The organism is Verrucomicrobiaceae bacterium (genome assembly GCA_016713035.1).
Classification (GTDB): domain Bacteria; phylum Verrucomicrobiota; class Verrucomicrobiia; order Verrucomicrobiales; family Verrucomicrobiaceae; genus Prosthecobacter.
Genome location: JADJPW010000001.1, coordinates 192,702 through 218,002, shown reverse-complemented (window position 1 = coordinate 218,002; position 25,301 = coordinate 192,702). Strand labels below are relative to the sequence as shown.

Sequence of the window (25,301 nt, the reverse complement as noted above, 5' to 3'; positions counted from 1 at the left end):
GCGGATTGTGTATGATGAATGAGGAAATGTCGAACTCTCAAGTGTGCTTTGGACGCGGGCTCTCGTGAGCGTGCTTGGGGGTGCATTGGCAGCTTTTTTCGGCAGGGGACAGGATCACTCACTCCAGCGGATGTTTCGCCGGATTCCGACGACGTGAAAATGTGCATCTGCATCCAAAATGTAGCCTGCACGGTCGATGCGCATGCCTTCGGCCTTCAGGCGGCGTTTTTGGAGGGCGGCGAGCTTTTTGTCCATGTTCGGGCTGATGCGGGCATCGGCGCTGACGACGCGGTGCCACGGCAGAGATGCGGACTCCTCTGGTGTGAGTTTCCTCAAGACGGTGGCGACGTGGCGAGCGATCACGTTCATGTGGATGGCGATGCTGCCGTAGGTGGTGAATTTCCCCTCGGGGATGAGGGCGAGGAGGCGGACGACCTCCGCACGGATGCGGCGAAAGGCGGTGGAGGGTTCTCGGGGCATCAGAGGTGAGGCTGGGTGAAATGTACATCGCTTGAACGAGCTGCATGCAGTGGCACGTTCATCCAGACGCATGAAAACACGCCGCGATTTTGTCCGCCACCTCTCCGCCCTCGCTCTCACGACCCCATTGATGGCGGAAACGCCGAAAGCACGCAACACGCTCTGCTACTTCACCAAGCATCTCCAGGGACTCGGCTATGATGACATCGCGGCACTAACAGCAGAGGCGGGATTCGATGGCATCGAGGCCCCGATCCGGCTCAAAGGGCACATCGAGCCCGAAAAAGTCGTCGATGAGCTGCCGAAGCTGGTCGCGGCACTCAAAAAACAGCATGTCGAGCTCACGATCATGACCTCTGGCATCACAGAGGTGAGCAAAGAACAGCGCACCGAGGAGGTGCTGCGCACCGCCGCTGCACTCGGAGTGAAGCGCTACCGCATGGGCTTCATCAAATACGATCTGAAGAAACCCATCTGGGATCAGCTCCAGGCCATCCGCCCACAGATCAAGGACCTCATCGCCCTCAGCAAGGAACTGGGCATCCAGCCGCTCTTTCAGAATCACAGTGGGAAGGATTACTTCGCCGCTCCGGTCTGGGACATCTACTCCATCATGCGTGAGTATGCGCCAGCGGACTTCAGCTTCTGTTTCGACATCCTGCACGCCACTTGCGAAGGCGGGAAATCCTGGCCGCTGGAGTTTGCCCTCGTGCGGGAGCACATCGGCGCGGCTTATTTCAAAGATTACAAATGGGAGGGGCGCAAGCTCGTCACCGTCCCGCTCGGTGAGGGCCAGGTCGATCCTGAATACGGCAGCATGCTCATGAAATCCGGCTACTCTGGCCCCATCTCACTGCATCTGGAGTACCTCACTGGCGATGCGAAAGACCCTGCGGTGCTAAAGACCTTCCGCGAGGCCCATGTGCGCGATGTGAAGACACTGCGGAGCTGGCTCACCGCATAAAAGGCGGCCCCGCTGGCTGCAAAAGCCGCCCAAAACCACGCAAAGCACGAGATGCAGGCTGCAAAAAGCCTCTTAGCATACCCTGCACTTCAACAACACACCCACCTCCCATGAACCAACTCCGCCACATCATCGCTGCTGTCGATTTCACGCCGTCCTGCCGTCTCGCACTGAAGGAGGCCGCCCGGCGTGCCTCGCTCGATGGTGCACGACTCACGGCCGTGCATGTCATGGATGATTTTTTGGTGAAGGAGCTCACCAAAGCGCTTTCCCAGGAGCCCGCTGCCGTCGTGGGTGAGTGGCAGCAGCGCTTGGAAAAATTCGTGCAGGAATCCATCGCAGGTGCTGTCACGGTACGGTGTGAGGTGCGGCTGGGCTCTCCCTTTGCAGAGCTATGCAGCTTTTGTCAGGCGCATGAGGCTGATCTGCTCGTCATGGGGGCCAAGGGCTCCAAGCAGGAGCCGCATCGCCTCGGCGTGATCGCGGCGAAATGCGTGCGCAAATCGCCCGTCGATGTCCTCGTCGTGCGTGAAGAGGCGCAGGGCCCGTTCAAGCGTATCGTCGCCTGTGTCGATTTCTCCGAGAACTCCGCCAAAGCCGTGCGCAGAGCCTTGCACGTCGCCGCACAGGATGCAGCGGCGCTCGATTGCCTGCATGTGCATCAGTCCGCACTCGCCATGCAGATCGACTACGGTGGCTTTAGCCCCGTGAACACAGTGCAGATCGACCCAGATGCCCAGCAGCATTGGGAGGCCGAGTTGGGCAACTTCCTCGCTCCACTCACCCAAGAAGAGCCATCGGTAAAAACCACCTCGCATGTCATCGAGCGTCTCAATGTGCGCCAGACCATCCTGGAGCATGTGGAGCAGGCCAGCGCTGATCTCGTCGTAGTCGGCACGCGTGGTCGCAGCGGATTGCGGGAAATGTTCATCGGCACCACGGCGGAAAAAATCATCCAGGCCATCCCGTGCTCTATTTTGGCCGTGAAGCCGGATGGATTTGCTGCGCATGCAGATTGACGAGAGGCCGCGCCTTTCTCCTGTGCGGGCCTTTCCCATGAAAATCGTCCTTCTTGATGCTCACACCGCCAATCCTGGTGACGTGAGTTGGTCCCCCTTCGAGTCCATCGGCCCATGCGACATCCATCCGCGCACGCCGCTGGAGGAAACCGTCGCCCGCTGTGCCGGCGCGACCGCCATCATCACGAACAAAGCCCCGATCACACGCGAGATCATCGCTGCGCTACCCGATCTGCGCTACATCGGCGTCATCGCCACAGGCTTCAACGTGGTCGATACCGTGGCAGCAAAGGAGCGCGGCATACCTGTCACCAATGTGCCCGGCTACGGCACACCAGCCGTGGCGCAGCATGTTTTCGCGCTCATTTTGGAGCTAGCGAATCATGTCGGAGCTGCCGCCGCAGACGTGCGTGCCGGCGGCTGGCAGCGCTGCCCGGATTTTTGCTATTGGGACAAGCCCATCATCGAGCTCGCCGGGAAAACGCTCGGCATCGTCGGTTACGGCGGCATCGGCGCGGCCGTGGCACGCATCGGCGCGGCCTTTGGCATGCGCGTGCTCGCCTCACGTCGCTCCTGGCCCACACCGCCGCCTCCGGGCATCGAGCCTGCGGATACGGACACGCTCTTTCGCCACTCAGATGTGCTATCCTTGCACTGCCCACTCACCGATGACACCAAGCACCTCATCAATGAGCGCACGCTCGGCCTCATGAAGCCCACGGCGCTGCTCATCAATACCGGACGCGGCCCGCTGGTAGATGAGGCCGCGCTCGCAGCCGCGCTCAATGCCGGCACCATCGCCGGAGCAGGCCTAGATGTCCTCAGCGTCGAGCCGCCGAAGCAGCCCAATCCGCTCCAGCAAGCCAAAAACTGCCTCATCACCCCCCACGTCGCCTGGGCCAGCCGCGAGGCCCGCACACGCCTCATCGACGCCTGCGCCGCCAACCTGCGAGCCTTCCTCGCGGGTAAACCGGTCCACGTGGTCAATCCCTGAGTCGTCTTGCATTCGGTGGAAATGTTCCGCAGTGGGTAGCAGTATAACTTTCCATTCATGATTCGTTCGCAGGTTGCCTTTTTTCTTTTGATCAACATCTCCTCCGCCGTCGCAGTGGAGGAGATTTCATTCAATCAGCACATCCGGCCGATTCTGGCGGAGAATTGTTTTGCTTGTCATGGCTTTGACCCGAAGCACCGCGAGGCGGATTTGCGGCTGGATACCTTTAAGGGGGCTACGGAGGACCGCGATGGCGTGCGGGGCATCGTGCCGGGGGATTTGGCGAAATCCAGCACTTGGGAGCGCATTATCACGACGGATAAGGATGAAGTCATGCCGCCGCCGAAGTCGCATAAGCAGCCGCTCACTGCGGCGCAGCGTGATCTGATCCGCCGCTGGATCGAGAGTGGTGCGAAATATGAGTCCCACTGGGCTTTTCTGCCGCCGCGTAGGCCCCAGATCGCCACGAGGGGTGCTGCGGCCATCGATCAGCTCATCACCGAGCGGCTGAAGAAAGAGGGTCTCACGCCCTCGCCGGAGATCGCGCCGGAAAAGCTCATTCGCCGTGTCTCGCTCGATCTCACGGGGCTGCCGCCTTCGCCTGCGGAGGTGGATGCCTTTGTGCAAGCTGCCTCCAGCGCCAAGCCGGAGGCGAAGAGCAAAGCCTACGCTGAGTTGGTGGATCGGCTCCTGGCGAGTCAGCATCATGGTGAGCGCTGGGCACGCTGGTGGCTGGATCAGGCACGCTATGCGGATAGCAATGGCTACTCCATCGACGCACCACGGCAGATATGGAAGTTCCGCGACTGGGTGATTGATGCTTTGAATGCGGACATGCCGTTTGATCGCTTCACCATTGAGCAGCTCGCGGGCGATTTGCTGCCGAAGGCAAAGGAGAGCCAAATCATCGCCACCGGCTTTCATCGCAATACGCAGATCAATCAAGAAGGCGGCATCGATAAGGAGCAGTTCCGTATCGACAGCGTGTTTGACCGTGTGGCGACCACGGGCAGCGTGTGGCTGGGGCTAAGCATCGGCTGTGCGCAGTGTCACGATCATAAATTCGATCCCATCGAGCAAAAGGAGTACTACCAGCTCTTTGCCTTCCTCAATAACCAGGATGAGCCGGTGATGAAGGTCTTTGACCCGAAGGTGAATGTCAAAGCGCTCACGGCCGACTTCAAAGCAGTGGAAACCAAGCTCCAAGCGCTCATCAAGCAGCGCTACGCGGAAGTCACCGAGTGGGAAAAAGGTCTCAGCGCGGACTTTCGCAAAAAGCTGACCGCAGGTGTCAAAAAAGCCGTCGAAAAGCCCGCTGCGAAGCGCTCACTCGCCGACAATTTGGCCTTGTTTGCCATCATCGTGAATCCGAGCGATGAAATCCGCATCCTGAGTGATCAGCACAAGGAACTCGATACGCAGCTCAATCAGGGCACCACTACGCTGGTGATGAAGGAACTGCCAAAGCCGCGCAAGACCACCGTTTTCATCAAAGGTGACTTCACCCGCCCGGATGCGGAGGTGAAGCCAGGCACGCCCAAAGTGCTCCACGCCTTTGAAACCAGCTCCCAGCAGCCCAATCGGCTCGATTTGGCCAAATGGCTCGTCAGTCCGAAAAATCCGCTCACTGCCCGAGTGATCGTCAATCGCGTCTGGCAGCAGTATTTTGGCCGTGGGCTGGTAGAGACGGAAAATGACTTCGGCTCCCAGGGGACGCAGCCCAGCCATCCTGAGTTGCTCGATTGGCTGGCCACGGAGTTCATGGCGAAGAAATGGAGCCTCAAGGAGCTGCATCGCCTGATCGTGACCTCACACACCTATCGTCAAGACAGCGCGGATCGCCCTGATTTGCGTGAAAAAGACCCGAACAACTACCTCCTCGCCCGCCAGCAGCGCATCCGACTGGATGCCGAAATCGTGCGGGATGCCTCCCTGAGCATCAGCGGCCTGCTTTCGCGGAAAATCGGCGGCCCGCCCGTCTATCCGCCGATCCCGGATGGCGTCATGGGCCAGGGGCAGGTGAAACGCGTGTGGACCGTGAGCAAAGGAGAAGACAAATACCGCCGTGGTCTCTACACCTTCATTTACCGCGCCTCACCGCCGCCAGCGCTGACGGTTTTCGATGCGCCAGAGGGCTTCACCTCCTGCACACGCCGCATTCGCAGCAACACGCCGCTGCAGGCGCTGACGCTGCTCAATGACAGCGGCTTCTTTGAGTTCGCTGCGGCGCTGGAGAAGACCATCACGCAAAAAGGCATCCCTTATGCCTTCCGCCTCTGCACCAGTCGCAGTCCACATGCGGATGAACTCGCGTTGCTGCAAAAGCTGCCGCCTCTGGCTGCCGCCCGCACTTTGCTGAATCTGGATGAGACGCTGACGCGGGACTGATGGTGGTGCGGAAAGCGCTTAGCGCAGCTCGTGGCCCAGGATGGCGAGGGTGGTGATGGCGGCGGTCTCGGCACGCAGGATGAGTGGGCCTAGTGTGATGGGCAAAAAGCCGTGACTCTGGGCCAAAGACTCCTCCTCTGCGGTGAAGTCGCCCTCTGGGCCGATGAGGACGGCCACCGTGGCTGGCCTGATCGCGGGTAGAGCCTGCTTCAGACTACGAGAGTGCTCGCTGAGTGCTGGGATGAGGCGCAGGGCGGCATTCACGCTGGAGAGAGCCTTCGCAAAGGGCAGTGGCGTCTCCAATCGCGGAATGAAGGGCGTGTGGCACTGCTTGGCGCTTTCGATCATGTGCCTGCGCCATTTGGTGAGTTTTTTTTCCATCTGCGCGGAGTCCAGATGGATCACACTGCGTGCGGTGATCACGGGCTGGATGCTCGCAGCGCCTAGCTCGACGGCTTTTTCCAGCAGCCACTCAAAGGGCTCTGCTTTGATGAGTGCGGGAAAAAGGTGAATGGCCGTCGCAAAGGGCGGTGTGTGCGTCTCGGACTCGATGCGTGCCTGCACGCTGCATTTGGTGACCTGCGTGATCTCGCACAGGGCGACACGGCCCGCGCCGTCAAAGAGCTCCACGCGGTCGCCGGGTTCCTTCCGCATCACGCGGCTGCAATGAGCAGCCTCATCGTCCGTGAGTGTGAGCAGCGGCGGTGTCCAAGCAGCGGTAGGGAGGTGAAAGCGCGGGAGCGACATGACACATGGGGCTATTTCCCGGCATTCATCGCGGCTTCGATGTCATCCGCCTCGATGGGGATGTGGGCCATGAGGTCGGTGTTGCCGTTTTCGCCGATGAGGATGTTGTTTTCGAGCCGGACGCCGAGTTTTTCTTCACGGATGTAGATGCCGGGTTCGACGGTGAAGACCATGCCGGGCTGGATGGGCTGCCACATGCGGCCTACATCATGCACATCGAGCCCCAGTGGGTGGCTGGTGCCGTGTGGGAAGTATTTTTTATACGCAGGCTTCTCCGGGTCTTGCTTGGCGATGTCGTCCTGGGTGATGAGGCCCAGGCCGAGCAGCTCATCCTGCATGAGGAGTCCGACCTGCTCCTGATACTCGCGGATGATGACGCCGGGGCGGAGCATGGTGCAGCATTTTTTAAAGACACGCAGCACCGCATCATAAACGAGGCGCTGGCGCGGTGTGAAGCGGCCATTCACGGGGATGGTGCGTGTGAGGTCAGCGTTGTAGTTGGCGTAGTTCGCCGCGACATCCAGCAGGATGAGCTCTCCATCCTGGCACTGGCAGTGATTGGTGATGTAATGCAGGACGCAGGCATTCGCCCCGGTGGCGATGATGGGTGTGTAGGCGAATCCGCGTGCCCGCTGGCGCAGGAACTCGTGGGTCAGCTCTGCTTCGATCTCAAACTCATGCACGCCGGGCTTCACAAAGCGTAGCAGCCGCTCAAAACCATCTCCAGTGATGCGGATGGCCTCATTGAGCGCGGTGATTTCATGCGGGCTCTTGATGGCACGCAGGTCATGCATCAGCGGGGCGAGACGGCGAAAGTCATGCAGCGGATACTCCTGGCGGCAGCGGTGGGTGAAGCGTGTCTGGCGTGTCTCCGTAGGGATGGTGGCGCGGATGTGCTCGTTCGAGTTCAGGTAAACATGATCTGCCTGGCACATGACGGAGCGGAATTGGGTCTCAAAGTCATCAAGCCAATGCGCACGAGCGATGCCGCTTTGCTGGCGGGCTTGCTCCTTGGTGAGCTTTTCGCCCTCCCACACGGCGACGGTTTCATTCGTCTCGCGGGTGAAGATCATCTCACGCTGCTTGGGGTCGGAGGCATCAGGGAAGAGGATCAAGATGGACTCCTCCTGGTCGATGCCGCTGAGGTAGAGCATGTCCGTGTTTTGGATGAAGCTCATGGAGCCATCCGCATTGGTGGGGAGCACATCGTTTGAATGAACGATCACCACGGAGCGTGGTGCCAGCTTGGCGTAGAGGCGCTGACGGTTTTCGGTGTAAAACGAGGCAGGTAGGGGCTTGTAGCGCAACATAGGTGAAGACGGCCTTTTACTCGCGTGTGATGAGTTCGTCGAGATTCAAAATGATGCGAGAGACAGCGACCCAGGCGGCATTTTCGGCGGTGGGGATGCTGGCGGCGGCGTGGGTGCCGAGCGCGGCTTTGGCTTCGTCTGCGGGGCTGTTTTGATAAGTGTAGCGGGATTCTTCGAGCAGTTTGGCCAGGCTGCGCAGCTCCGAGTCCGCAGCCTCGCGGGCGATGCAGAGTCGGAAGGCCTGTTTGAGCCGCTGAGAGTCGTCTGTGAGCGACTTTTCGGTCAAAACACGCTTGGCGAGGGCTTGTGCGGCTTCGGCGAAGGATTCGGCATTTAGGGTGGTGAGGGCTTGTAGCGGTGTGTTGCTCACAGTGCGGCGCACATTGGTCAAATTGGCATCGGGGCAGTCAAAAGTGGTCAAATCCGGGTGTGGAGCGGTGCGCTTGAAAAAGGTGTACATGCCACGGCGGTAGCGATCTTCGCCCGTGGAGGTGGTCCACTTAAAATTGCCCGCGTAGCTGAGTGCGGCGATGTCCGGCGGCATGGGCGGATAGACACTGGGGGCACCGATTTTCGCGGAGAGCAGTCCGCTGGCGGCGAGGTGCAGATCACGCACGATCTCGCCCTCGACGCGAAGTCGGTTTTGACGCCAGAGGAGGCTGTTGCGTGGATCGAGCTCCAGAACCTTCGCAGGCAAGTTGGCAGCGATGGCGCTGCTCTGGCGGTAGGTCTTGGAGAGCATGATGGTCTTCAAAAGGCGCTTTCGGCTCCAGCCTTGCTTGATGAACTCGGTGGCGAGCCAGTCGAGTAGCTCGGGATGCGTCGGGGTATCTCCACGCACGCCGAAGTCGGCGACGGTGTGGACGAGGCCTTCACCGAAAAGGCGGGTCCAAAAGTGGTTCACGGTGACGCGGGGAGTGAGTGGATGATCTTTGCTGACGAGCCAGCGAGCGAGATCGAGCCGCGAAGTGCCACGGATGGGCGGCAGGGTGGAAAAGGTGGCGGGAGTGACCTCATCGGCAGGCTGGAGGAAATCGCCGCGATGGAGGAGATGCGTCTTGCGTGGATTGCTAGCGCGGTGGGCGATGACGCGGACGTCCATGAGCGGTGCTTTTGGCAATTTGGCCTCGGCGAGCTGCAAGGCGCGTGCGGCGGCGACGACTTCAGGATCGACTTTTTCCATCCAGGCCCACAGGGGCTGAATGACGACAGGATTGCGGCGTTTCGGCTCTTCGGAGAGGATTTTGCGCACATCTGCCGGTGCGATGCTGTCTTCGGTTTCCTCACTAGCGGCGAGCACGCGGAAGCGCCCGAGCGTGTGCTGGCCTTTGGCGTATTTTTGCTCGATGCGGAGCGTGAGTTTATCCTTCGCGGTCAAGACGAGTGGTTCGGCGAATTGGAGAGTGAGGCTGTGTTTTTGGCCGGTTTTGCCACTGACTGCCCAGCCGGTTTGATCATCCGCATCGAGGACATTGGCGGCGGTGAACTTGGCTTGCTCGAAGTCGGCTTTGGGTGAGTGGAGGATGACTTCGCGGCCATCGCTGCGTGCGGCGCTGACGCCGGTGATGACGAAGTTGCCTCCCGTATTGAGCCCAGGGCCGTTTTGGGGCAAGGAGGCATCTGGCAGTGCCTCGATCTGCACGGCGCTGATCGGTTTGGCATGAGCGCTGAGTTCGAGAGTGTAGGTGGCGGTGGCTGATTTGCGGTCGGTGGTCAAAAAGCTGCCATCGGGCTGGGGCTTGAGCGTTTTGGGCGCGGTGAGTTTCAGCGGAAGGAAGGATTGTGCGGCTTTGGCGGCGGTAGCTTGAGCGAGGCGGGCTTTGACGGCTTTTTCCCAAGCGGGAAGTTTCACGGGAAGCTCCGCTTTGGCGGCATCGAGTGCCTGGCGCAGTGGGATGAGCTTTTTGACGGCATCGCCGTTGGTTTTTTCATACGCGGCCCATTCGGCGGGAGTGGTGGGCACTTGGCGGTTCACTTCGTCGCCGTTGTTGAAGAAGGCGAAGAGCTGGTAGTATTCCTTTTGCGTGATCTGATCGTATTTGTGCGTGTGGCAGCGTGCACAGCCGACGGTGAGGCCCAGCCAGACGGTGCCGAGCGTCTCTACGCGGTCCATGCAGGCCTCGATGCGGAATTGCTCCTGATCGGTGCCGCCTTCGGTGTTGGTGAGGGTTTGGCGATGAAAGGCTGTGGCGACGATCTGCTCCGGTGTGGCCTGTGGTAGGAGATCACCGGCGAGTTGCTCGATGGTGAATTGATCGAAGGGTTTGTCTTCATGGATCGCGCGGATGACCCAGTCGCGGTAGCGCCAGGCGTCTGGCCGTGCGCGGTCCTTTTCATAACCATCGCTGTCGGCGTAGCGTGCCATGTCCAACCAATGACGAGCCCAGCGCTCGGCGAAGCGCTCGCTAGCGAAAAGTCGATCGAGGAGCTGCTCAAAGGCATGCTGTGGATCGCGCTGAGATGCGGCGATGAATGCATCCACCTCCTGCGGCGTGGGCGGCAGGCCGTGGAGGTCGTAGGTGGCCCGTTTGATCAAAGTGACGGCATCGGCTTCTGGCGAAGGGGCGATGCCAACTTCCGCGAGCTTTTGGCGGACGAAGTGATCGATGGGATGCACGCCGTCTGGCAGCTTGAAGGTCGATGCGGGCTGTTTGTAGGCCCAGTGAGCTTCAAAGTGGGCACCTTCGGCGATCCAGCGGCGCAGGGTGTCGATGTCGCGGGTCTGGATGGCGTGCTTTTCGCGGTGCTTGGGCGGTGGCATTTGCTCATCCGGGTCAGAGGTGGTGAGCCGGGCGAGCATCTCGCTCTGCTCCGGCTTGCCGGGGATGATGGCGTGGGCACCGCTTTTGAGTGCTTTGAGAGCGAGCTCGCGGCTGGTGAGCACGAGGCCGCCTTTGGAGTCATCTGGGCCGTGGCACTCCAGGCAATGCTGGGCGAGCAGCGGCTGCACATCCCGTGAAAAGTCCACCGGCGCGGCGGTGAGTGCGGCGACAGGGAGAAAAAGGCAAAGCAGGTTAAAGGCGGTCACGTAGGTGAAAACGGACCTCGTAGGCACTGCTTTGCGCAGAATCGCTGGGACAGCGTGCGTGCCGGCCAGCTCGGATGCAGGTATGTCGGTGGCTTAACCTTTGATGTCGTAGCAGGAGATCAGCTCCTGATCGCGGAGGTAGAGCTTGCCACCGCTGACGACGGGGTGGGTCCAGATGCGGCCATCTTTGGCACGTTGGGAGGTCTGGGCTTCCAACTTGAAGCTGCTGACCATCTCCCAGCCTTTGTCCGATACTTTGACGAGCGCGATGGTGCCGTCGTTCTCGGCCTGGCAGTAGAGCATGCCGTCCGCGCTGGCCACGGCCCCTTTGCCGATGCCTTTGTCCTGCCACACGATCTCACCAGTTTTGAAATCCTGGCAGGTCCAGCCGCCCTTGTCGCTGTGGCCGTAGAGCTTGCCATCGATCAGAATGACTCCGCCGTGATGATTCTGCATGTCCGGGTTGGAGTACACTTCCGTGACGCTGTTGCCGTCGATCTTCACTGACTTGCTGCCGACCTTGTAGCCAGCAGTCACGTAAACCTGGCCGTCCTTGAAGATCGGAGTCGGGGATGACTGCGACGGCACCTGGGAAATCGGTTTTCCAGAGCACTTTGCCTTCCTTGGAGACGCTCAGGATGCTCTTCATCAGGAGCTGCACATACTGGCGCTGGCCGCCATGATCGATCGGGATGATCGAGGAGTACTGCGCGTTTTCCGTCACATCACTGGTCTGCCATTTCACTTTGCCGGTCTTGGCGTCGATGCCGGCGATGGCCCCCTTTGATCCGCCCGGAGTCACGATGACGAGATCACCATCCACCAGCGGGGACTCGGTGTAACCCCAGTTTTGCAATACCCCGCCCAGATCCTTGATGAGGCTGATGGACCACTCCTGCTTGCCGCTTTCGGCATTCGCGCAGATGAGGTTTCCGCTGCCGCCCAGGGCGAAGACTTTGCCGCCAGCCACGGTGGGTGTGCAGCGCGGGCCGTCACCCCACCATTGTTCTTGTAAATGGCACCGACGGTCGATTCCACAGCTTCTTGCCAGTGGCGGTGTCAAGGCAGATGAGCTTCTCTTCCGCATCGTAAAGTCCCATCGTGTACAGTTTCCCGCCCACGACGGCGAAGCCTGAGTAGCCGAGCCCGGCGTCCTCACTGACCCACACGCGTTTCGGGCCATCGGAGGGCCACTTTTTCAGCAAACCTGTCTCCTGGGACACGTCATCGCGGTTTGGACCACGCCACTGTGGCCAATCGGATGTGGCTGCACCTGCTGCTGCGCCATCGGATTTGCCGCCATTGATGAAAAGCTGATCCGCTTTGCTGAGGCTGGCGACAGGTAGGCTGATGGTGGTGCCGTTTTCACGCTTCAGGGTGACTTTGCCACCGGCGACGCTGACGAGCTCGGCGGTGATTTCGTGAGCGCCAGTGGCATCTTTCCAGGTGCGGAGTTCCGCATGGAGGAGGGATGCGCTAGCGATGAGGGCGAGGAGGAGTGCAGTGGGCTTCATGAGCTGATGGAAACGGAGTTAGGGCAGGGGAACATTCAAGTCGGTAGCAGGTCGCATACGAGCGACTCTGTGATTTAATTCGCGGTGATACGGAGGTTTTTGAACCAAGTCTCATCGCCGTGCTCGGTGAGCATGATTTTGCCTTTTCCAGGAGCGAAGCCGACCTTGCTCTTGAATTTGCTCTTGGCGATACGCTCCTGCCACTCGGGGGTGGTGGTGTCTGCTTCGGAGGCGAGTGCTCCATTGAGCCAATGCTGAACTTTGCCGTCCTGGACGACGATTTTGCTGCTATTCCATTCGCCAGCGGGCTTCACGGCTTTGCCAGCGACGGGCTCTTTGATGTCATAGATGGATGCGGTGGTGTGGGAGCCGCCACGGAGGCCATCGGGGTGGCCGCTGTCGTCGATCATTTGGTATTCGATGCCGAGCCACTCTTTGTCAGCGATCTTGGTGACCCAATATTTGATGCCGTTGTTGCCCTTGGGATTGAGTTTCCACTCCCATTCGAGGACGAAGTTTTGATACTCGTTTTTGGAGATCAAATTGCCACCGCCCTTGCCTGCGAGGTGGATGCTGCCGTCGGACTCCGACTGCCAGCCACCGGATGGAGCTGCTCCTTTGACATCGGTGAAGTCTGCGAGCGTCAGTGGCACTGGATCAGCCGCGTGAGCGATGGAGACGAGAGCGAGAGAGGCAAGGAGTCGGCGCATAAGTGGGATGTAGGAGGCGTTTGGTGTGACAGAGAGGGAGGATAATGGCGAAATCGCCGTGATTGTCCATCCTGCGGGGAAAACGCCCGCCCACGGCATAAGTTCATGATTTTTTGCCAAATGGATGCACAAGGCCCGCAGAGCTGCCCAGGGCAGATTTCCGCCATGAATCGGCGAAATGCGACTGGCTTTCACGCGTTCAGTGGGGCGTATGAAGACACTCACCACGCTGCTCCTCCTATCCCTCACCGCCACCTTCCTCCACGCCCAGGAGCCAAAGACCGCGAAAAAACGTGTGCGCCAGCCGCATCCGTCCCTCGTGCGTGTGGAGGATGTGCCAGGGCTGCCGCGTGTCCTACTCATCGGCGATAGCATCAGCATGGGCTACACCGTGGATGTGCGGGAGATGCTCAAAGGCACGGCCAATGTCCACCGCATCCCGACGAATGGCGGCCCCACCACCAATGGGCTCAAAAGCATCGCGCAATGGCTCGGGGACGCCAAATGGGACGTCATCCACTTCAACTGGGGCCTGCACGATCTCAAATACATCCTCAACGATCCCTCCAAGCGTGCCGATCCGAAAGACCCCGCTGCTCACCCGCAGGTCACGGTCGCGGATTATGAAAAGAATCTGACCGCGCTGGTCAAAACCATGCAGGCCACTGGTGCCAAGCTCATCTGGTGCAATACCACCCACGTCCCCGCTGGCAGTGATGGCCGCATCGAAGGCGATGAAGAAAAGTACAACGCCGCCGCTGCCCGCGTCATGACCGCCGCCAGCGTCCCCACCGATGATCTCCGCGCCCACGCACTGGCCAAGCCAGAGGCGCAGCTCCCCGCGAATGTCCATTACACCCCAGAGGGGAGTCGCTACCTGGCGGAAAAAGTGTCCGCTGAAATCCGACTGGCACTGAAAAAGTAAACCTCCGTGTCTAGGGGGCAGGAACCAGCTTCTCGCCGCTCGCGGGCATCGCCTTGGTCGGCTGGCCCGTTAGGAGTCCGTGCTTCACCAAAAACTGATCAGCGGCGATGAGGGTGATGCTTTGCCAGGGATCTTTGTTGAAGAAGCTATGGGACTGACCGGGAGCGATCTGGAGGTCGATGCTCGTTGTGCCGAGCGACTTCCATTTCGCGTAGGCGATGTCCCAGCCTTTTTTCCAAGAGTCCATATCACCGAAAAAGACGATGGCGGGCGGCAAGTCTGCCTTCAAATGGCGCAGCACGTCGATCTCGGCGTCTTTGTGATCATCGGTGGCGAAGGCCGGATTGAACCACAAGTAGGCGACGACTCGGGTGTCGATGTCTTTCGGGGCCGCAGGGTCATTGAGGCCGGGATTCATGGTGGCGAGAGCGCTGATGTGTCCACCTGCCGATCCGCCGCCCGTGATGATGCGCTGTGGGTCGATGCCCAGCTCGCTAGCATGTTGTTTGAACCAGCGGATGGCGCTTTTGGCATCTGTGACGCAGACACGCTTCCGAGTTTCACCTGCGGGTAGGTTTTTCGTTTCTGGCCCAGTGAGCATGCGGTACTCGGATGTCGCACAAACGAGCCCGCGACTGGCGAAGTAAGCGCAGGCGATGCGAAACTGGGCCAATGAGCCGCCACCCCATGCTCCGCCATGGAAGAGGATCATCCCAGGCACCTTGGACTTTGCCGGATCATGATTCGGCGGGAAAAAAATCTCCATCTGCCGCGGCTTTCCGGCGCTTTCTTTGTAGATGTAGGCCTTTCCGGCTGGCGCATCGGTGCCGATGCCTCCTGCTTTGGCCTTCCTCGCTGGTTTTTCCGCTGCATGCAGTGCAGGGCCAACGACGAGCAGAAAGGCGAAAAGGAAGTAGGCGGCTTGTTTCATCGGTTTTTTGAAAATGGAGCGTGGATCCATGCGGCTGGCAGTGCTGGGTGATTTTATCGCACCAGTTGGAACTCGGGCAGCATGCACAGGGACCAGATGAGGTCTTCCAGCCCCTGTTGAGTAGGCGTGGGGCCGAGAAGCTCGGCCGCGAGGCTTTTCTCCGAGTCGCTAGGTGAACGCGAGAGGGCCTGACGATAGAGATCGGTGATGAGATCGGTCTTTTTGGCTTTGAGGAGGCCATTGGCACCTGCGGTGATGTTGGCGGCGAGGACACTGCCATTGGCGAGGTCGATGGCTTCGAGCGTGGTGAGCTCATTGGGCCGGGTGGAGACGATTTGATCGCGATTGGGCCTGCCAAGCGTGCGCATGAGGAAATCTGACTTCATGAGCGATGCGCGGATCATTTTGCCCTTCGATGCCGAGCCTTGGGCCAGGAGCATGGGAGCCTGGGTGTCGATGGTTTTTTGCCAAACGGGCACAGTTTTGACAATGCTCGCTTTTTTCCAGTCTTTGGGGTCAAATTGGCCGAGGCGGCCTTCTTTGCCGGGAGGTGCTTTAGCGCTCCATTCCCAGCTTTCATCACTAGCGACGGTGAGTTCAGTTCCTTTGGCATCACGGATGCGGGCATCAAAGAAGAAACCGGCAGCGTTGGGGCCATTTCCGGCATTTTTGGCGATGGCGACGATGGAGTTGGCTCCTTTGCGCAAGGCCGTCTGGAGTGGCACGGCGGCGAGTTTGTTCCAGTCATCGCCTTCGCTGACTTTGCGGTTGTTGACGTAGAGGGTGTAGCCGTTGTCGCAGGTGACGACGGCGCTAGCGCTAGCGGGATCAGCTTCGAGCTTGATGGTTTTGCGCAGCGTGATGGTCTCGCCTGCGGCGGGGTGGGGATTGTCACTCCAGATCCACTGACCACGGATGGAGACGCTTTTGGCGAGTTGGGGATCGACTTTGCCACGCAGGAGGCTGGCGTCCATTTTCTGCGGTGCGGCACCAGTGAGCTGCCACACGGCATCGACAAATTGCTCCGCCGTGAGGCGCTTCGCACGGGGACCCGCATAGCTGTAGCCGTGATCGTCCGCTCCAGGGGTGACGATTTGCGCCTGGGACGAGTAAGCGCGTGAGGTGGCGATGTGGGCGATGGTTTTTTTCAAGTCCCAGCCGCTCTCCACCAGGTAAACGGCTAGGTAGTCGAGCAAGTCCGCATTCCACGGCTCCGTCTGCATGCTATCCACGGGATGGACGATGCCGCGCCCCATGAGGCGCTGCCAAAGGCGGTTGACGATGGTGCGTGGCACACGGCCATTTTTTTCATGCGTCATGAGTGCGGCGAGTTGCTTCAATCGCTCCGCAGGTGGTGCTTTGGGGTCGATCTGGCCGATTTCTGGGAAAAGCCATGCGGCGGTAGCAGTCTGGCCGATGGGCTTGTCACAGCGGTGAATCTCCAGCGGTTTTTGCGCATAGATGGCGGCGAGTCCATAGGCCTCGGAGAGCTTCCAGCGGTCGATGAAGCTGTCGTGGCAGGAGGCGCACTTCATATTGATGCCCAGGAAGGACTGCGAGACGCTCTGGGCGAACTGGATCTCCACCGTCTGCCCCGCGCTCACATCGCCGCGCCATTTGATGCCGTCGATGAAGCCCCGGCTCTCGTCATTCGGCGGAGCGATGAGCTCACGCACGAAGCGATCAAAGGGCATATTGTTCACGAGTGCCTGGTAGAGCCAGTTGCTGATCTGCTTGCGCCCGCCGGTGATGAAGCCGGTGCCGCCGTAGTCATTGCGCAGCAGGTCATTCCAAAAAGTGAGCCAATGCTCGGCATAGTCCATGTCGCGAGCGAGCAGTGCGGTGACGAGTTTTGCGCGATCAGGTGCCTTTTCAAAAGCCGCGAGTTCTTCTGCCGTGGGCAAGAGCCCGATGAGATCGAGATGGGCACGGCGGAGAAAGGCGGCATCGCTGACCTGGGGCAAATCTTTGTTCAAGATGCGGTCGATCGGGTGCGCATGCTTGGAATCTGGCAGCTTCACCTTCCTAGGCAGCAGCGGTGGCTCATAGGCGGGTTTTTGGAAGGCGAAACCTTCCTCCCAGGCCGTGCCTTCCGCGATCCATTGCTTCAGGAGAGCGATTTTGTCGGTGGGCACGCGTTTGCCCTTCGGCGGCATCTGCTCATCGGGGTCGGAGGAGAGCATGACCTCGATGAGGCGGCCATTTTTGATCACATCGCCGTTTTCGCTGCCTTCCAGGAGCGATTTGCGATCATTGAAGCTGAAGCCGCCCTTCTTCTTATCCCCCGCATGGCACTCCGCGCAATGCTCCCGCAGGATCGGCACGATCTGGTGAGAAAAATCGACGGCGTGGGCGAATGGCGTGATGAGGAGGAGAGCTGGCAGTAGGCGCATATCTGTGAATGAAAACGGGCACGGGGGAGGGTTTCTCGCGTATGGAAAAAGCATTGTCTGTGCTGCGCTGGTTCGGTAGGATCACAACCATGATTTTTCGTCTATCGAAGTTCACGGTGCTGGTGTTGCTGTTGCAAATGTTGGCAAGCTGTGCGCCGACGAATCGGCTGCTGAAGTCCCGGCCTGTGGCGTTGTCGCCATTTTTTGAGCAGCCGCAGTATGCGGTGGATGCGCGGAAGTATCTGCCATTTCAAAAAACATGGACGACGCCGAATTCTGCCGTTCTGAAAGCGGGAGTGGCGGCGCGGCGGCTGTACATCGCGCCGGTGACGCTGGCGTATTTACGCCCATTGAAGCGCACGATCGCTCGGCGTGAGGCGGAGTGGGGCTTGCAGCGGCAGGAGCATGCGGTCGCGGCCAGATTGCGTGAGGAATTCATCGCGGCTTTTCGTGCATCGCCAGCGCCGGTTTATCGCATTGTGGATCGACCAGGGCCAGGTGTGGCGACGCTGCACCTAGCGATCACGGAGCTCAATCCGACATGTCCGAAGGGGAATGCGGCGGTGACGCTGCTCAAGGTGGCTCTGACGCCTGTGGCGGGGCTGGCGGGTCATTTCACAAAGGGGAATATGGCCATCGAAGGCAAGGTGAGAGGGCAGGGGCCGCATGCGGGCACTTTTTTCCAATTCGCGGACAATGAGGGTGATCCGCTGACCATCGTGAATATGCGCGATTACCAGCCTTATGGCCATGCGGTGAACTCCATGCGCCGCTGGGCAATGCAGTTCGAGCAAATGACCCGTAGCCCTGCGGGCATGCGTCTGAAGGACTCCAACGCCTTGCTACTGCGGCTGAACTAGGAGCGCTGGTGGTGAATCACTTCGCGATGCGTCCGCCGAGTGAGAGGATGCGGGCTTTGCCTTTGGCATCCTCTGCGGCGGCGATTTGGCCATCGCTGACATACATCTGGGACAGGGATGTCCAGGCGAGGAGATCGTTCGGGCGCAAAGTAGTGGCCATCATGCCTGCGCCGATGGCTTCTTTGACTGCACCGGTTTTCAGCAGCGACATACCCAGGGCATGCCATCCATCGAAAAAGTCCGGCTGGAGTTCCACACAGCGACGGTAGAGGGGCACAGCTTCCTCGATTTCGCCGAGGGCGAGATGACCGTTCGCGTCGTCAAAGAGGTCTTCGACAGCCGTGCTGATGTCGGCGGAGTCGCTCACGCGTTGGTTTCTGCCTTAGCAGGCATGGTCACGGCGGCTTCTTCGAGCTTTTTGGCGAACCAAGCATTGAAGATGCCTTCGCGTTCGTTGCTGGAGAGTCCGTCGGTCTGTTGCTTGCGTGAAGCGGCGGCGGTGTCGCTTTTGCGCAGCTCCTTAGCATTCACATAGAGGAGCACAGTGCCACTAGCGGTGTCCACGGGCTTGGAAATCTGGCCTTCGGCGGTTTTTCCGCCTTCAGTGATGTATTTCTGGGCCTCGGGGATGGTGGCTGGAGGGGGAGCGCTGCCGCCCATGTCATCGAGTTTCACGAGGGTGAGCTTTTTCTCCTTCACGAGGTCTTCGATCTTCTTTTTGTCCTTCAGGCCAGCGACGATGAAGTCACGGACTTCATTGACTGCCTTGGTGCGGGCCTCTGTGGCACGCTGGGAGATGATGCTTTCTTTGACCTTGTCTTTCACCTCAGCGAGGGCCTGCTGCTTCGGTTCTTCCACAGCGGTGACGGAGAAGAAATACCAGCCTTTGTCGCCTTTCAGGCCATCAGAGATGGGCTGGGTCTTGTGGGGGTGCTGGAAGATGGCGCTGACGAGTGAGGACTCGCTTTTGATGCTATCGGCAGCGGCTTCTTGGGTAAAGGGAGGGAGGGTTTCGACCTTGGCGCCGACGGCTTTGGCGAGTTCGTCGATTTTGGCTCCTGGACCGGCATTGCGGACGGACTCGGAGAATTTGTTGATCTTGTCGGAGAGTTCCTTTTCCAGTTTCTCGCGTTCTGGGAGCTCTTTTTTGTCGAGGTCCTTCAGGTTCTCAAAGAGCACGTATTTCACCGCACGCTTCTCTTCGCTGATGTAGGTCTCTTTTTTCTCGTCGAAGGCTTTTTGGATGTCTTCCTCTTTGACTTCGATGCCTTTTTTGAAGTCATCGGTGGCGAAGGTGATGCTGGACATCTTCAGTGTCTGCTGGCTGTTGGCGTAGCTCTTGTCTCCGGCGAAGGTGGATGCGGCGTAGTTCTTGGCGACGACGTCCTTGAGCTTTTCGAGGCCGAGCTTCAGGCGCATGAGGTCGAGCAAGTCGGCGCTGGTCATGCCCATCGAGGCGGCGCCTTGTTCCACTTCCTGAGCACGGTTGGCGTCGAACTGGCCATTCGTTTGGAAGCTCTGGAGCTTTTTCATCGCTTCGACTGCTTCGGCATCGCTGGGGCGGATGCCGCTATCTGCCATGACTTTTTTGAGGGCGAGGACCTTGCCGATCATCTCTTCAGCGTTGGGAGAGGCCTTGCTGCCACCCAGGCTCATCAGGCCGAAGTAGAGATCATACATCTGGAGTCCCTGCATGGAGAACTGGATGGAGCGGTAAGTCTGAGCGGCCTCAGCATTGGTGTAGTCTTTGCCAAAGACGGTCATCGCCGTATCGCTGGGCAGTGCTGTCACTCGTGAGTCTTTATCGAAGCGCCAGCCACCCCAGACGGTGAATGAGATCATCACGATGATGATGACGATGAAGAGCGTGGTGCGGTGGCGGCGGAAAAATTCGAGCATGATTGCGGGGCGGTTTTTGGAGGGCCGCGAATCAAGGCACTAGCCCCCCGCTACGCAACCGGAAAGTGGCCCTCTCACCGCCCCCCGCTCCGCAGTGGTGCCATGAGGTCTGGGGAAGAGTCCGCAGCCCTGGATCGTTACCTGTGTGGCTTTTTGCGCCATCTCTGCTCGACCATGTCTCTCCACGCCTTCTTTTCCCCACGCAGCATCGCCCTGGTCGGTGCCACCGAGCGGGCAGATAGCGTGGGCCGCGCTCTTTTTGAAAACCTGCGCAGCTTTCCAGGCTCCGTCTTTCCGGTGAATGCCAAACGGAGCCATATCCTCGGCGCACAGGCCTTTCCATCCCTCGCCGCATTGCCAGAGGTGCCAGACTTGGTCATCCTGGTCACGCCAGCAGCCAGCGTGCCCGCATTGATCGAGGAGGCGGGTCAAAAGGGCACCCGTGCCGCCATCATCATCTCCGCAGGCTTTAAGGAAACCGGCGCCGAAGGTGCCGCGCTCGAGCTGGCGGTGCTGAATGCGGCCAAACGCCATGGCATGCGCCTCATCGGCCCGAATTGCCTCGGCCTCATGTGCCCGCATGGTGGCCTGAATGCCAGCTTTGCTGCCAGCATGGCCAGAGCAGGTAGCGTGGCTTTCCTCAGCCAAAGCGGGGCGCTTTGCACCGCCATTCTGGACTGGAGTCGTGATCAAAATGTGGGTTTCAGCGCCTTTGTCAGCACTGGAGCCATGGCCGACATCGGTTGGGGCGACTTGATCCGACATTTTGGCGATGATCCGCTCACGGAGAGCATCGTCATGTATGTCGAGTCCGTCGGTGCAGATGCCGCGGGCTTCCTCGCTGCCGCACGCCAGATCGCTGCGCAAAAGCCCATCGTCGTCATCAAAGTCGGTCGCACGGCAGAGGCCTCCCATGCCGCAGCCTCGCATACAGGAGCTATGACCGGCAGCGATGATGTGCTGGATGCTGCTCTGCGGCAAAACGGTGTGCTGCGTGTCGATACGATCGAGCAGCTCTTTGATATGGCTGAAGTACTGGCCAAGCAGCCACTGCCCGTAGGCCCACGGCTGGCCATCATCACCAATGCTGGCGGCCCTGGGGCACTCGCTACCGATGCGCTCGTCCTCGGCGGTGGCACTTTGGCAGATCTTTCAGCCCACACCCTCCAGCAGCTCGATGCCGTGCTGCCTGCGCATTGGAGCCATCACAATCCGGTCGATGTCCTCGGTGATGCGGATGCCACACGCTTTACCCAGGCACTGCAAATCGTCTCCGAAGACGCCAATGTCGATGGCGTGCTGGCCATCCTCACACCCCAGAGCATGACACGTCCGAGCGAAATCGCCCGCGAGGTCGCCCAGCTCGCTGCGAGCACGGCGCAGCCGCTTCTCGCCAGTTGGATGGGGGCCACCAGCGTCGCAGAAGGTCGCAGCATCCTCAATGCAGCCCGCATCCCCACCTACGATTACCCAGATGGTGCTGCGCAGGCCTTTGTCCGCATGCACGAGCATCACACCCGGCTCCATTGGCTGCATGACACCCAGACCGCTCTTGCTGATTTTGATGCGCACTCGCATCAGGTCGCCCTACCTGCTCGCACCGGCCTCCTTTCTGAATCTGAGGCCAAATCCATCCTCTCCGCCGCTGGTATCCCCGTCGTCGAAACACACGCGGCGCAGGAGGAAGATGCCGCTGTCGCCGCAGCAGTGGAGATCGGCTTTCCCGTCGTCCTGAAGCTTCTCTCAGCCACCATCACGCACAAAACGGAAGTCGGTGGTGTGCAGCTCGATCTCTGCGACGAAGCCGCCGTCCGTGCGGCCTGGTGCAGCATCCGCAGCCGCGTCAGCCCAGCAGACTTCGCGGGAGTCACCGTGCAGCGCATGATCCAGGACAAAGGCACCGAGCTCATCCTCGGTGTCTCGCAGGATGCGCAATTCGGCCCTGTGCTGCTTTTTGGAGCTGGAGGCACCCTGGTCGAAGTCCTCCAAGACCGCACCCTCGCCCTCCCGCCGCTCAATCACGCCCTCGCTCGCCGCTGGATGGCACAAACCAAGGTCCACCGCATTCTGCGCGGCATCCGTGGCCATCCTGGGGTCGATTTTGCGGCCTTAGAAGAGGTGATCGTGCGTTTCAGCGATCTGGTCCTTGCCCATCCACGCATCGTCGAAGCCGACATCAATCCACTCCTGGCCACTCCCACCAGCATCATCGCACTGGACGCCCGGATCGTTTTAAGATAGCCTCCGCGCCATGCCACGCCTCCTTGTCATGCTCATGCTGCTCACCGTCCTCGGTGCGCAGATCTGTGGCATGCAGCGTGGTTATCTGTGTGAAGATCATCACACCACCGAGCAGAGCTGCCCAGAGCATGAGGAGCACGCTCCACTCAAAGAAGAGCTTCAGGCTGATCAAAACGTCCAAATAGCCGTTTTGGCCCCATTGGCGGTTTTGACGCCGATCCTCGATTTTTCCGTCGTATTGGAAAAACAGACGAAAAGGCCCATCTCGCGTGAAAACACGCATGAACCGCCACTTTGGCCGCCACGGCTGACTCAGAGCATCGCGCTACGCATTTGATCCTGAAGTGACAACCACCCGGTTTGTTCACTTCAGCTTCATTTCGTCATGCACGCTCTTCGTTTCCTTCTGTTTTTCATACCACTCACCGCGCCAGCTCTGGAACTGCCTCTCTCGCAGATCGCAGCCCGCGTGAAGTCCCACCACCCGCAGCTCAGAGCTGCCCGCATGGCCGTGGAGCAGGCCCGTGGCCGCCAGCTCGGCAGTGGCAGGCTCGCCAACCCCACGCTTGATACCAGCTTTCAAAACGAAAGCGCTGTCAGCCCCCGCACTGCAAGCGTCGGCATCGACCAGGCCTTTCCACTCACCCGGCGGCTCACGCTCGAAAAGCAACTCAGCGCCCAGCTCGTAACCGCCGCCGAATTCGAGGTGCAGGACGCCTCTCGCCGCTTGATCGCAGATGCACGCACGTTGGCCGTGCGCATCATGGCGCTGGATCAGCAGTCCGCGCTACGCCAGCAGCAGGTCAGGCTCGCGGGTGAGCTCAGCTCCTTCGCGAAAAGCCGTGCCGAAAAAGGGGAGCTCTCTCCACTCGATGCCGCACAGGCCCAAGTCGATGCGCAGCGCCTCCTGCTCGAAGCCAAGCGCCTGCAAACAGAGCGCATCAGCCTCCTCGGTCAGCTCAAGCCTATGCTCGGCGTCGCACCCGCAGATCCGCTCTCTCTCACTGGCTCGCTGCCAGCGCTGGTCATCCCAGATCGCCGTGGCTGGATGCGTAGGCCGGATTATCAGCAGGCGCAGGCTCAAATCACTGCGGCGCAGACAGACACGGCACTGGCCCATGCCAAACGCACGCCGGATCTCACCGCAGGTCTCTTTACAGCGCAAGAAAAGCAACAAGGCGTGAATACCGGCCACGTCGGCATCCGCTTCTCCATCCCGCTGCCCTTTTGGAATAAAAACGAAGGCGAAATCGCCGAAAAAGCCGCCGCCGCCGAGCGCTATCGCCTGGAAGCCGAAGCTCTGGGTAAACAAATCGCCGGAGAAGCCGATACCGCCCGCCGCGAAATGCAGGCCCAGGCCGAACTCGTTCGTGAAACCCGCGACACGCTGCTCCCACTCGTCATCGAACAAACCCAGAAGCTCGAAAAAGCCTACCAGAGCGGCCAGACCGATCTCATCACCCTCCTCCGCGTCCGTGAGCAGCGCCTCCAGCTCGAATCCGCTGCGCTGGACGCCGCACGTGACTTTCACCTCGCCCGCATCCGCTACGAAGCCGCCACATCGCTATGAAGAAGATCATGAAGCCATCGAAAGAAGAAGTGTTCAGTGCTGAGTGCTCAGTGCTCAGTCGAAGGAAACGAAGCATCAGACTCATTCTGAGCACTTTGCGCCTCTGCTCCTCGGTTCACTTTTTCTGAACGCTGCCGAAAAGCCCGACGTCATCCTGGATGACATCGCCGTGGCCAATCTCCAGCTCGAATACGCAGAGGCCGAAGAGACCACCTTTGAAGAGACCATCTTCGCACTCGGGCATCTGGAGGTGCTGCCGGGGAAAAAAGCCATCGTCAGCAGCCGCATCCCGGGCCGTGCGTTTTCCGTGCTCGTCATTCCACATCAAGAGGTCGATGTCGGTGCCGAAGTCGCCTGGATCGAAAGCCGCCAGCCCGGTGATCCACCGCCGGTGATCAAGCTCGAAGCGCCCATCAGCGGCCTCGTTTCTAAAGTGAACATCGCCCAAGGCCAACCGGTGTCGCCGGAGGCCGAACTCATCGAAATCGTCGATCTCAGCACGGTGGAGGCCGCCGCGAGCGTGCCGCAGCACCTCGCTGGAAAAGTGAAGCTCGGCCAAAATGCCCATATCCGCCTCACGGCGCTGCCAGATCGTGTTTTCGAGGCCAAAGTCGCCCATATCGCCACGGTGGCGGATGAAACCAGCGGCACCATCGAGGCTGCGTTTCACGTAGGCAATCCAGAGCGCTTGCTACGCCCCGGAATGAAGGCGGAGTTCAGCATCGTCGTCGATCAGCGAGAAAACGTCATGTCCATCCCCCGCGCCGCCGTGCAGGAGATGCGGCGCAGCGTTTTGTCTATGTGAAGGCCTACGACCTGAAAAACGCCTTCATGAAAGTGCCGGTCGTGCTCGGTTCTCAGAATGATCGCTTCATCGAAGTCACCAAGGGCCTGCTCCCCGGCGATGAAGTCGTCACACGCGGTGCCTACTCGCTCGCCTTTGCAGGCAAAGGCAGCGTCAGCCTCAAAGAAGCCCTCGACGCCGCCCACGGCCACGCCCACAACGAAGACGGCACCGAAATGACCACCGAACAGCAAGCCGAGCATGCGCATGAACACGACGACCACGAGCATGCCGAAGGCTGGAGCGAAATGACCACCTTCTTTGCCGCCACGAGCGGGTTGCTCTTCGTTTTGCTGCTGCTCGCGATGCTGAAGCGGAAGGAGGTGGCCGCGTGAGTGGCTTACGGTAGCCATCTCGCTCCGCGAGATGGGCCCACCGCTGCGCCATCGGTATGTCGCCATGTGATTCGTTTCTCACTCAGCTTCGGGGATCTGTGTGCTCATCTCGACGGAGCGAGATGGCTACTTTGCTTCGCTACAACGCA

The 25,301-nt window shown here is 59.9% G+C and carries 23 protein-coding genes; 11 read left to right on the top strand and 12 right to left on the bottom strand.

Annotated features, from left to right (window positions below; genetic code table 11):
- Window positions 1-114 precede the first annotated feature (114 nt).
- Window positions 115-480 carry an MGMT family protein gene (locus IPK32_00930; GenBank protein MBK8090583.1) on the bottom strand — a complete coding sequence of 122 codons (366 nt, stop codon included), beginning with the start codon at window positions 478-480 and terminating at the stop codon, window positions 115-117.
- A gap of 70 nt (window positions 481-550) precedes the next feature.
- On the opposite strand from IPK32_00930, the gene IPK32_00925 reads away from it, so the two are divergent.
- From IPK32_00925 to IPK32_00910, 4 genes are all read left to right on the top strand, one after another.
- Entirely contained in the window at window positions 551-1,444 is an 894-nt protein-coding gene (locus tag IPK32_00925; protein MBK8090582.1) for a sugar phosphate isomerase/epimerase, read from the top strand.
- Between the two features lie 110 nt (window positions 1,445-1,554).
- The gene (locus IPK32_00920) at window positions 1,555-2,463 is read left to right on the top strand and encodes a universal stress protein (GenBank protein MBK8090581.1); all 909 of its coding nucleotides are present in this window, start codon (window positions 1,555-1,557) and stop codon (window positions 2,461-2,463) included.
- 37 nt (window positions 2,464-2,500) lie between these two features.
- A complete protein-coding gene (locus IPK32_00915) occupies window positions 2,501-3,457 on the top strand; it encodes a D-2-hydroxyacid dehydrogenase (protein ID MBK8090580.1) in 957 nt (318 codons plus the stop codon).
- Between the two features lie 57 nt (window positions 3,458-3,514).
- On the top strand, window positions 3,515-5,845 hold the full coding sequence (locus tag IPK32_00910; protein MBK8090579.1) for a PSD1 domain-containing protein: 2,331 nt from the start codon (window positions 3,515-3,517) through the stop codon (window positions 5,843-5,845).
- An 18-nt stretch (window positions 5,846-5,863) separates the two neighbouring features.
- Here IPK32_00910 and IPK32_00905 read toward each other — a convergent pair whose 3' ends face one another.
- From IPK32_00905 to IPK32_00875, 7 genes are all read right to left on the bottom strand, one after another.
- Complete coding sequence (locus IPK32_00905; GenBank protein MBK8090578.1) at window positions 5,864-6,592, bottom strand: 16S rRNA (uracil(1498)-N(3))-methyltransferase; 729 nt, start codon at window positions 6,590-6,592, stop codon at window positions 5,864-5,866.
- 11 nt (window positions 6,593-6,603) lie between these two features.
- Window positions 6,604-7,899: an aminopeptidase P N-terminal domain-containing protein gene (locus IPK32_00900; GenBank protein MBK8090577.1), complete on the bottom strand. Its 1,296-nt coding sequence runs from the start codon at window positions 7,897-7,899 to the stop codon at window positions 6,604-6,606.
- A 19-nt stretch (window positions 7,900-7,918) separates the two neighbouring features.
- Window positions 7,919-10,930, bottom strand: a complete 3,012-nt coding sequence (locus IPK32_00895) for a PSD1 domain-containing protein (GenBank protein ID MBK8090576.1) — start codon at window positions 10,928-10,930, stop codon at window positions 7,919-7,921.
- A gap of 93 nt (window positions 10,931-11,023) precedes the next feature.
- Window positions 11,024-11,284: a hypothetical protein gene (locus tag IPK32_00890; GenBank protein MBK8090575.1), complete on the bottom strand. Its 261-nt coding sequence runs from the start codon at window positions 11,282-11,284 to the stop codon at window positions 11,024-11,026.
- A gap of 4 nt (window positions 11,285-11,288) precedes the next feature.
- Window positions 11,289-11,900, bottom strand: a complete 612-nt coding sequence (locus tag IPK32_00885) for a PQQ-binding-like beta-propeller repeat protein (protein MBK8090574.1) — start codon at window positions 11,898-11,900, stop codon at window positions 11,289-11,291.
- Between the two features lie 22 nt (window positions 11,901-11,922).
- A complete protein-coding gene (locus IPK32_00880) occupies window positions 11,923-12,444 on the bottom strand; it encodes a hypothetical protein (protein MBK8090573.1) in 522 nt (173 codons plus the stop codon).
- Window positions 12,445-12,518: 74 nt separating this feature from the next.
- Window positions 12,519-13,154 carry a DUF1080 domain-containing protein gene (locus tag IPK32_00875; GenBank protein MBK8090572.1) on the bottom strand — a complete coding sequence of 212 codons (636 nt, stop codon included), beginning with the start codon at window positions 13,152-13,154 and terminating at the stop codon, window positions 12,519-12,521.
- Between the two features lie 211 nt (window positions 13,155-13,365).
- Between IPK32_00875 and IPK32_00870 the strand changes: the two genes are divergently transcribed.
- The gene (locus tag IPK32_00870; protein MBK8090571.1) at window positions 13,366-14,079 is read left to right on the top strand and encodes an SGNH/GDSL hydrolase family protein; all 714 of its coding nucleotides are present in this window, start codon (window positions 13,366-13,368) and stop codon (window positions 14,077-14,079) included.
- A gap of 10 nt (window positions 14,080-14,089) precedes the next feature.
- On the opposite strand, the gene IPK32_00865 is transcribed toward IPK32_00870, so the two are convergent.
- Window positions 14,090-15,040, bottom strand: coding sequence for an alpha/beta hydrolase fold domain-containing protein (locus IPK32_00865; protein MBK8090570.1), 951 nt, complete (start codon window positions 15,038-15,040; stop codon window positions 14,090-14,092).
- Window positions 15,041-15,063: 23 nt separating this feature from the next.
- Entirely contained in the window at window positions 15,064-17,457 is a 2,394-nt protein-coding gene (locus IPK32_00860; protein MBK8090569.1) for a DUF1553 domain-containing protein, read from the bottom strand.
- Window positions 17,458-17,492: 35 nt separating this feature from the next.
- On the opposite strand from IPK32_00860, the gene IPK32_00855 reads away from it, so the two are divergent.
- Window positions 17,493-18,263: a DUF3313 family protein gene (locus IPK32_00855; protein MBK8090568.1), complete on the top strand. Its 771-nt coding sequence runs from the start codon at window positions 17,493-17,495 to the stop codon at window positions 18,261-18,263.
- 16 nt (window positions 18,264-18,279) lie between these two features.
- Here the strand turns inward: IPK32_00855 and IPK32_00850 are convergent, their stop codons facing one another.
- Together IPK32_00850 and IPK32_00845 are read right to left on the bottom strand one after the other, a co-directional pair.
- Window positions 18,280-18,612, bottom strand: coding sequence for a hypothetical protein (locus IPK32_00850; protein MBK8090567.1), 333 nt, complete (start codon window positions 18,610-18,612; stop codon window positions 18,280-18,282).
- A 14-nt stretch (window positions 18,613-18,626) separates the two neighbouring features.
- Window positions 18,627-20,162, bottom strand: coding sequence for a SurA N-terminal domain-containing protein (locus IPK32_00845; protein ID MBK8090566.1), 1,536 nt, complete (start codon window positions 20,160-20,162; stop codon window positions 18,627-18,629).
- 174 nt (window positions 20,163-20,336) lie between these two features.
- Here IPK32_00845 and IPK32_00840 point away from each other — a divergent pair, with 174 nt between their 5' ends.
- From IPK32_00840 to IPK32_00820, 5 genes are read left to right on the top strand one after another with little or no spacing between them, the layout of a single operon-like run.
- Window positions 20,337-22,403, top strand: a complete 2,067-nt coding sequence (locus IPK32_00840) for an acetate--CoA ligase family protein (protein MBK8090565.1) — start codon at window positions 20,337-20,339, stop codon at window positions 22,401-22,403.
- 10 nt (window positions 22,404-22,413) lie between these two features.
- A complete protein-coding gene (locus tag IPK32_00835; protein ID MBK8090564.1) occupies window positions 22,414-22,740 on the top strand; it encodes a hypothetical protein in 327 nt (108 codons plus the stop codon).
- 48 nt (window positions 22,741-22,788) lie between these two features.
- Window positions 22,789-23,973: a TolC family protein gene (locus tag IPK32_00830; protein ID MBK8090563.1), complete on the top strand. Its 1,185-nt coding sequence runs from the start codon at window positions 22,789-22,791 to the stop codon at window positions 23,971-23,973.
- A gap of 43 nt (window positions 23,974-24,016) precedes the next feature.
- Window positions 24,017-24,778, top strand: coding sequence for an efflux RND transporter periplasmic adaptor subunit (locus IPK32_00825; GenBank protein MBK8090562.1), 762 nt, complete (start codon window positions 24,017-24,019; stop codon window positions 24,776-24,778).
- Window positions 24,775-25,152, top strand: coding sequence for a hypothetical protein (locus tag IPK32_00820; GenBank protein MBK8090561.1), 378 nt, complete (start codon window positions 24,775-24,777; stop codon window positions 25,150-25,152). The genes IPK32_00825 and IPK32_00820 overlap by 4 nt, the downstream gene beginning before the upstream one ends.
- Window positions 25,153-25,301: the final 149 nt, after the last annotated feature.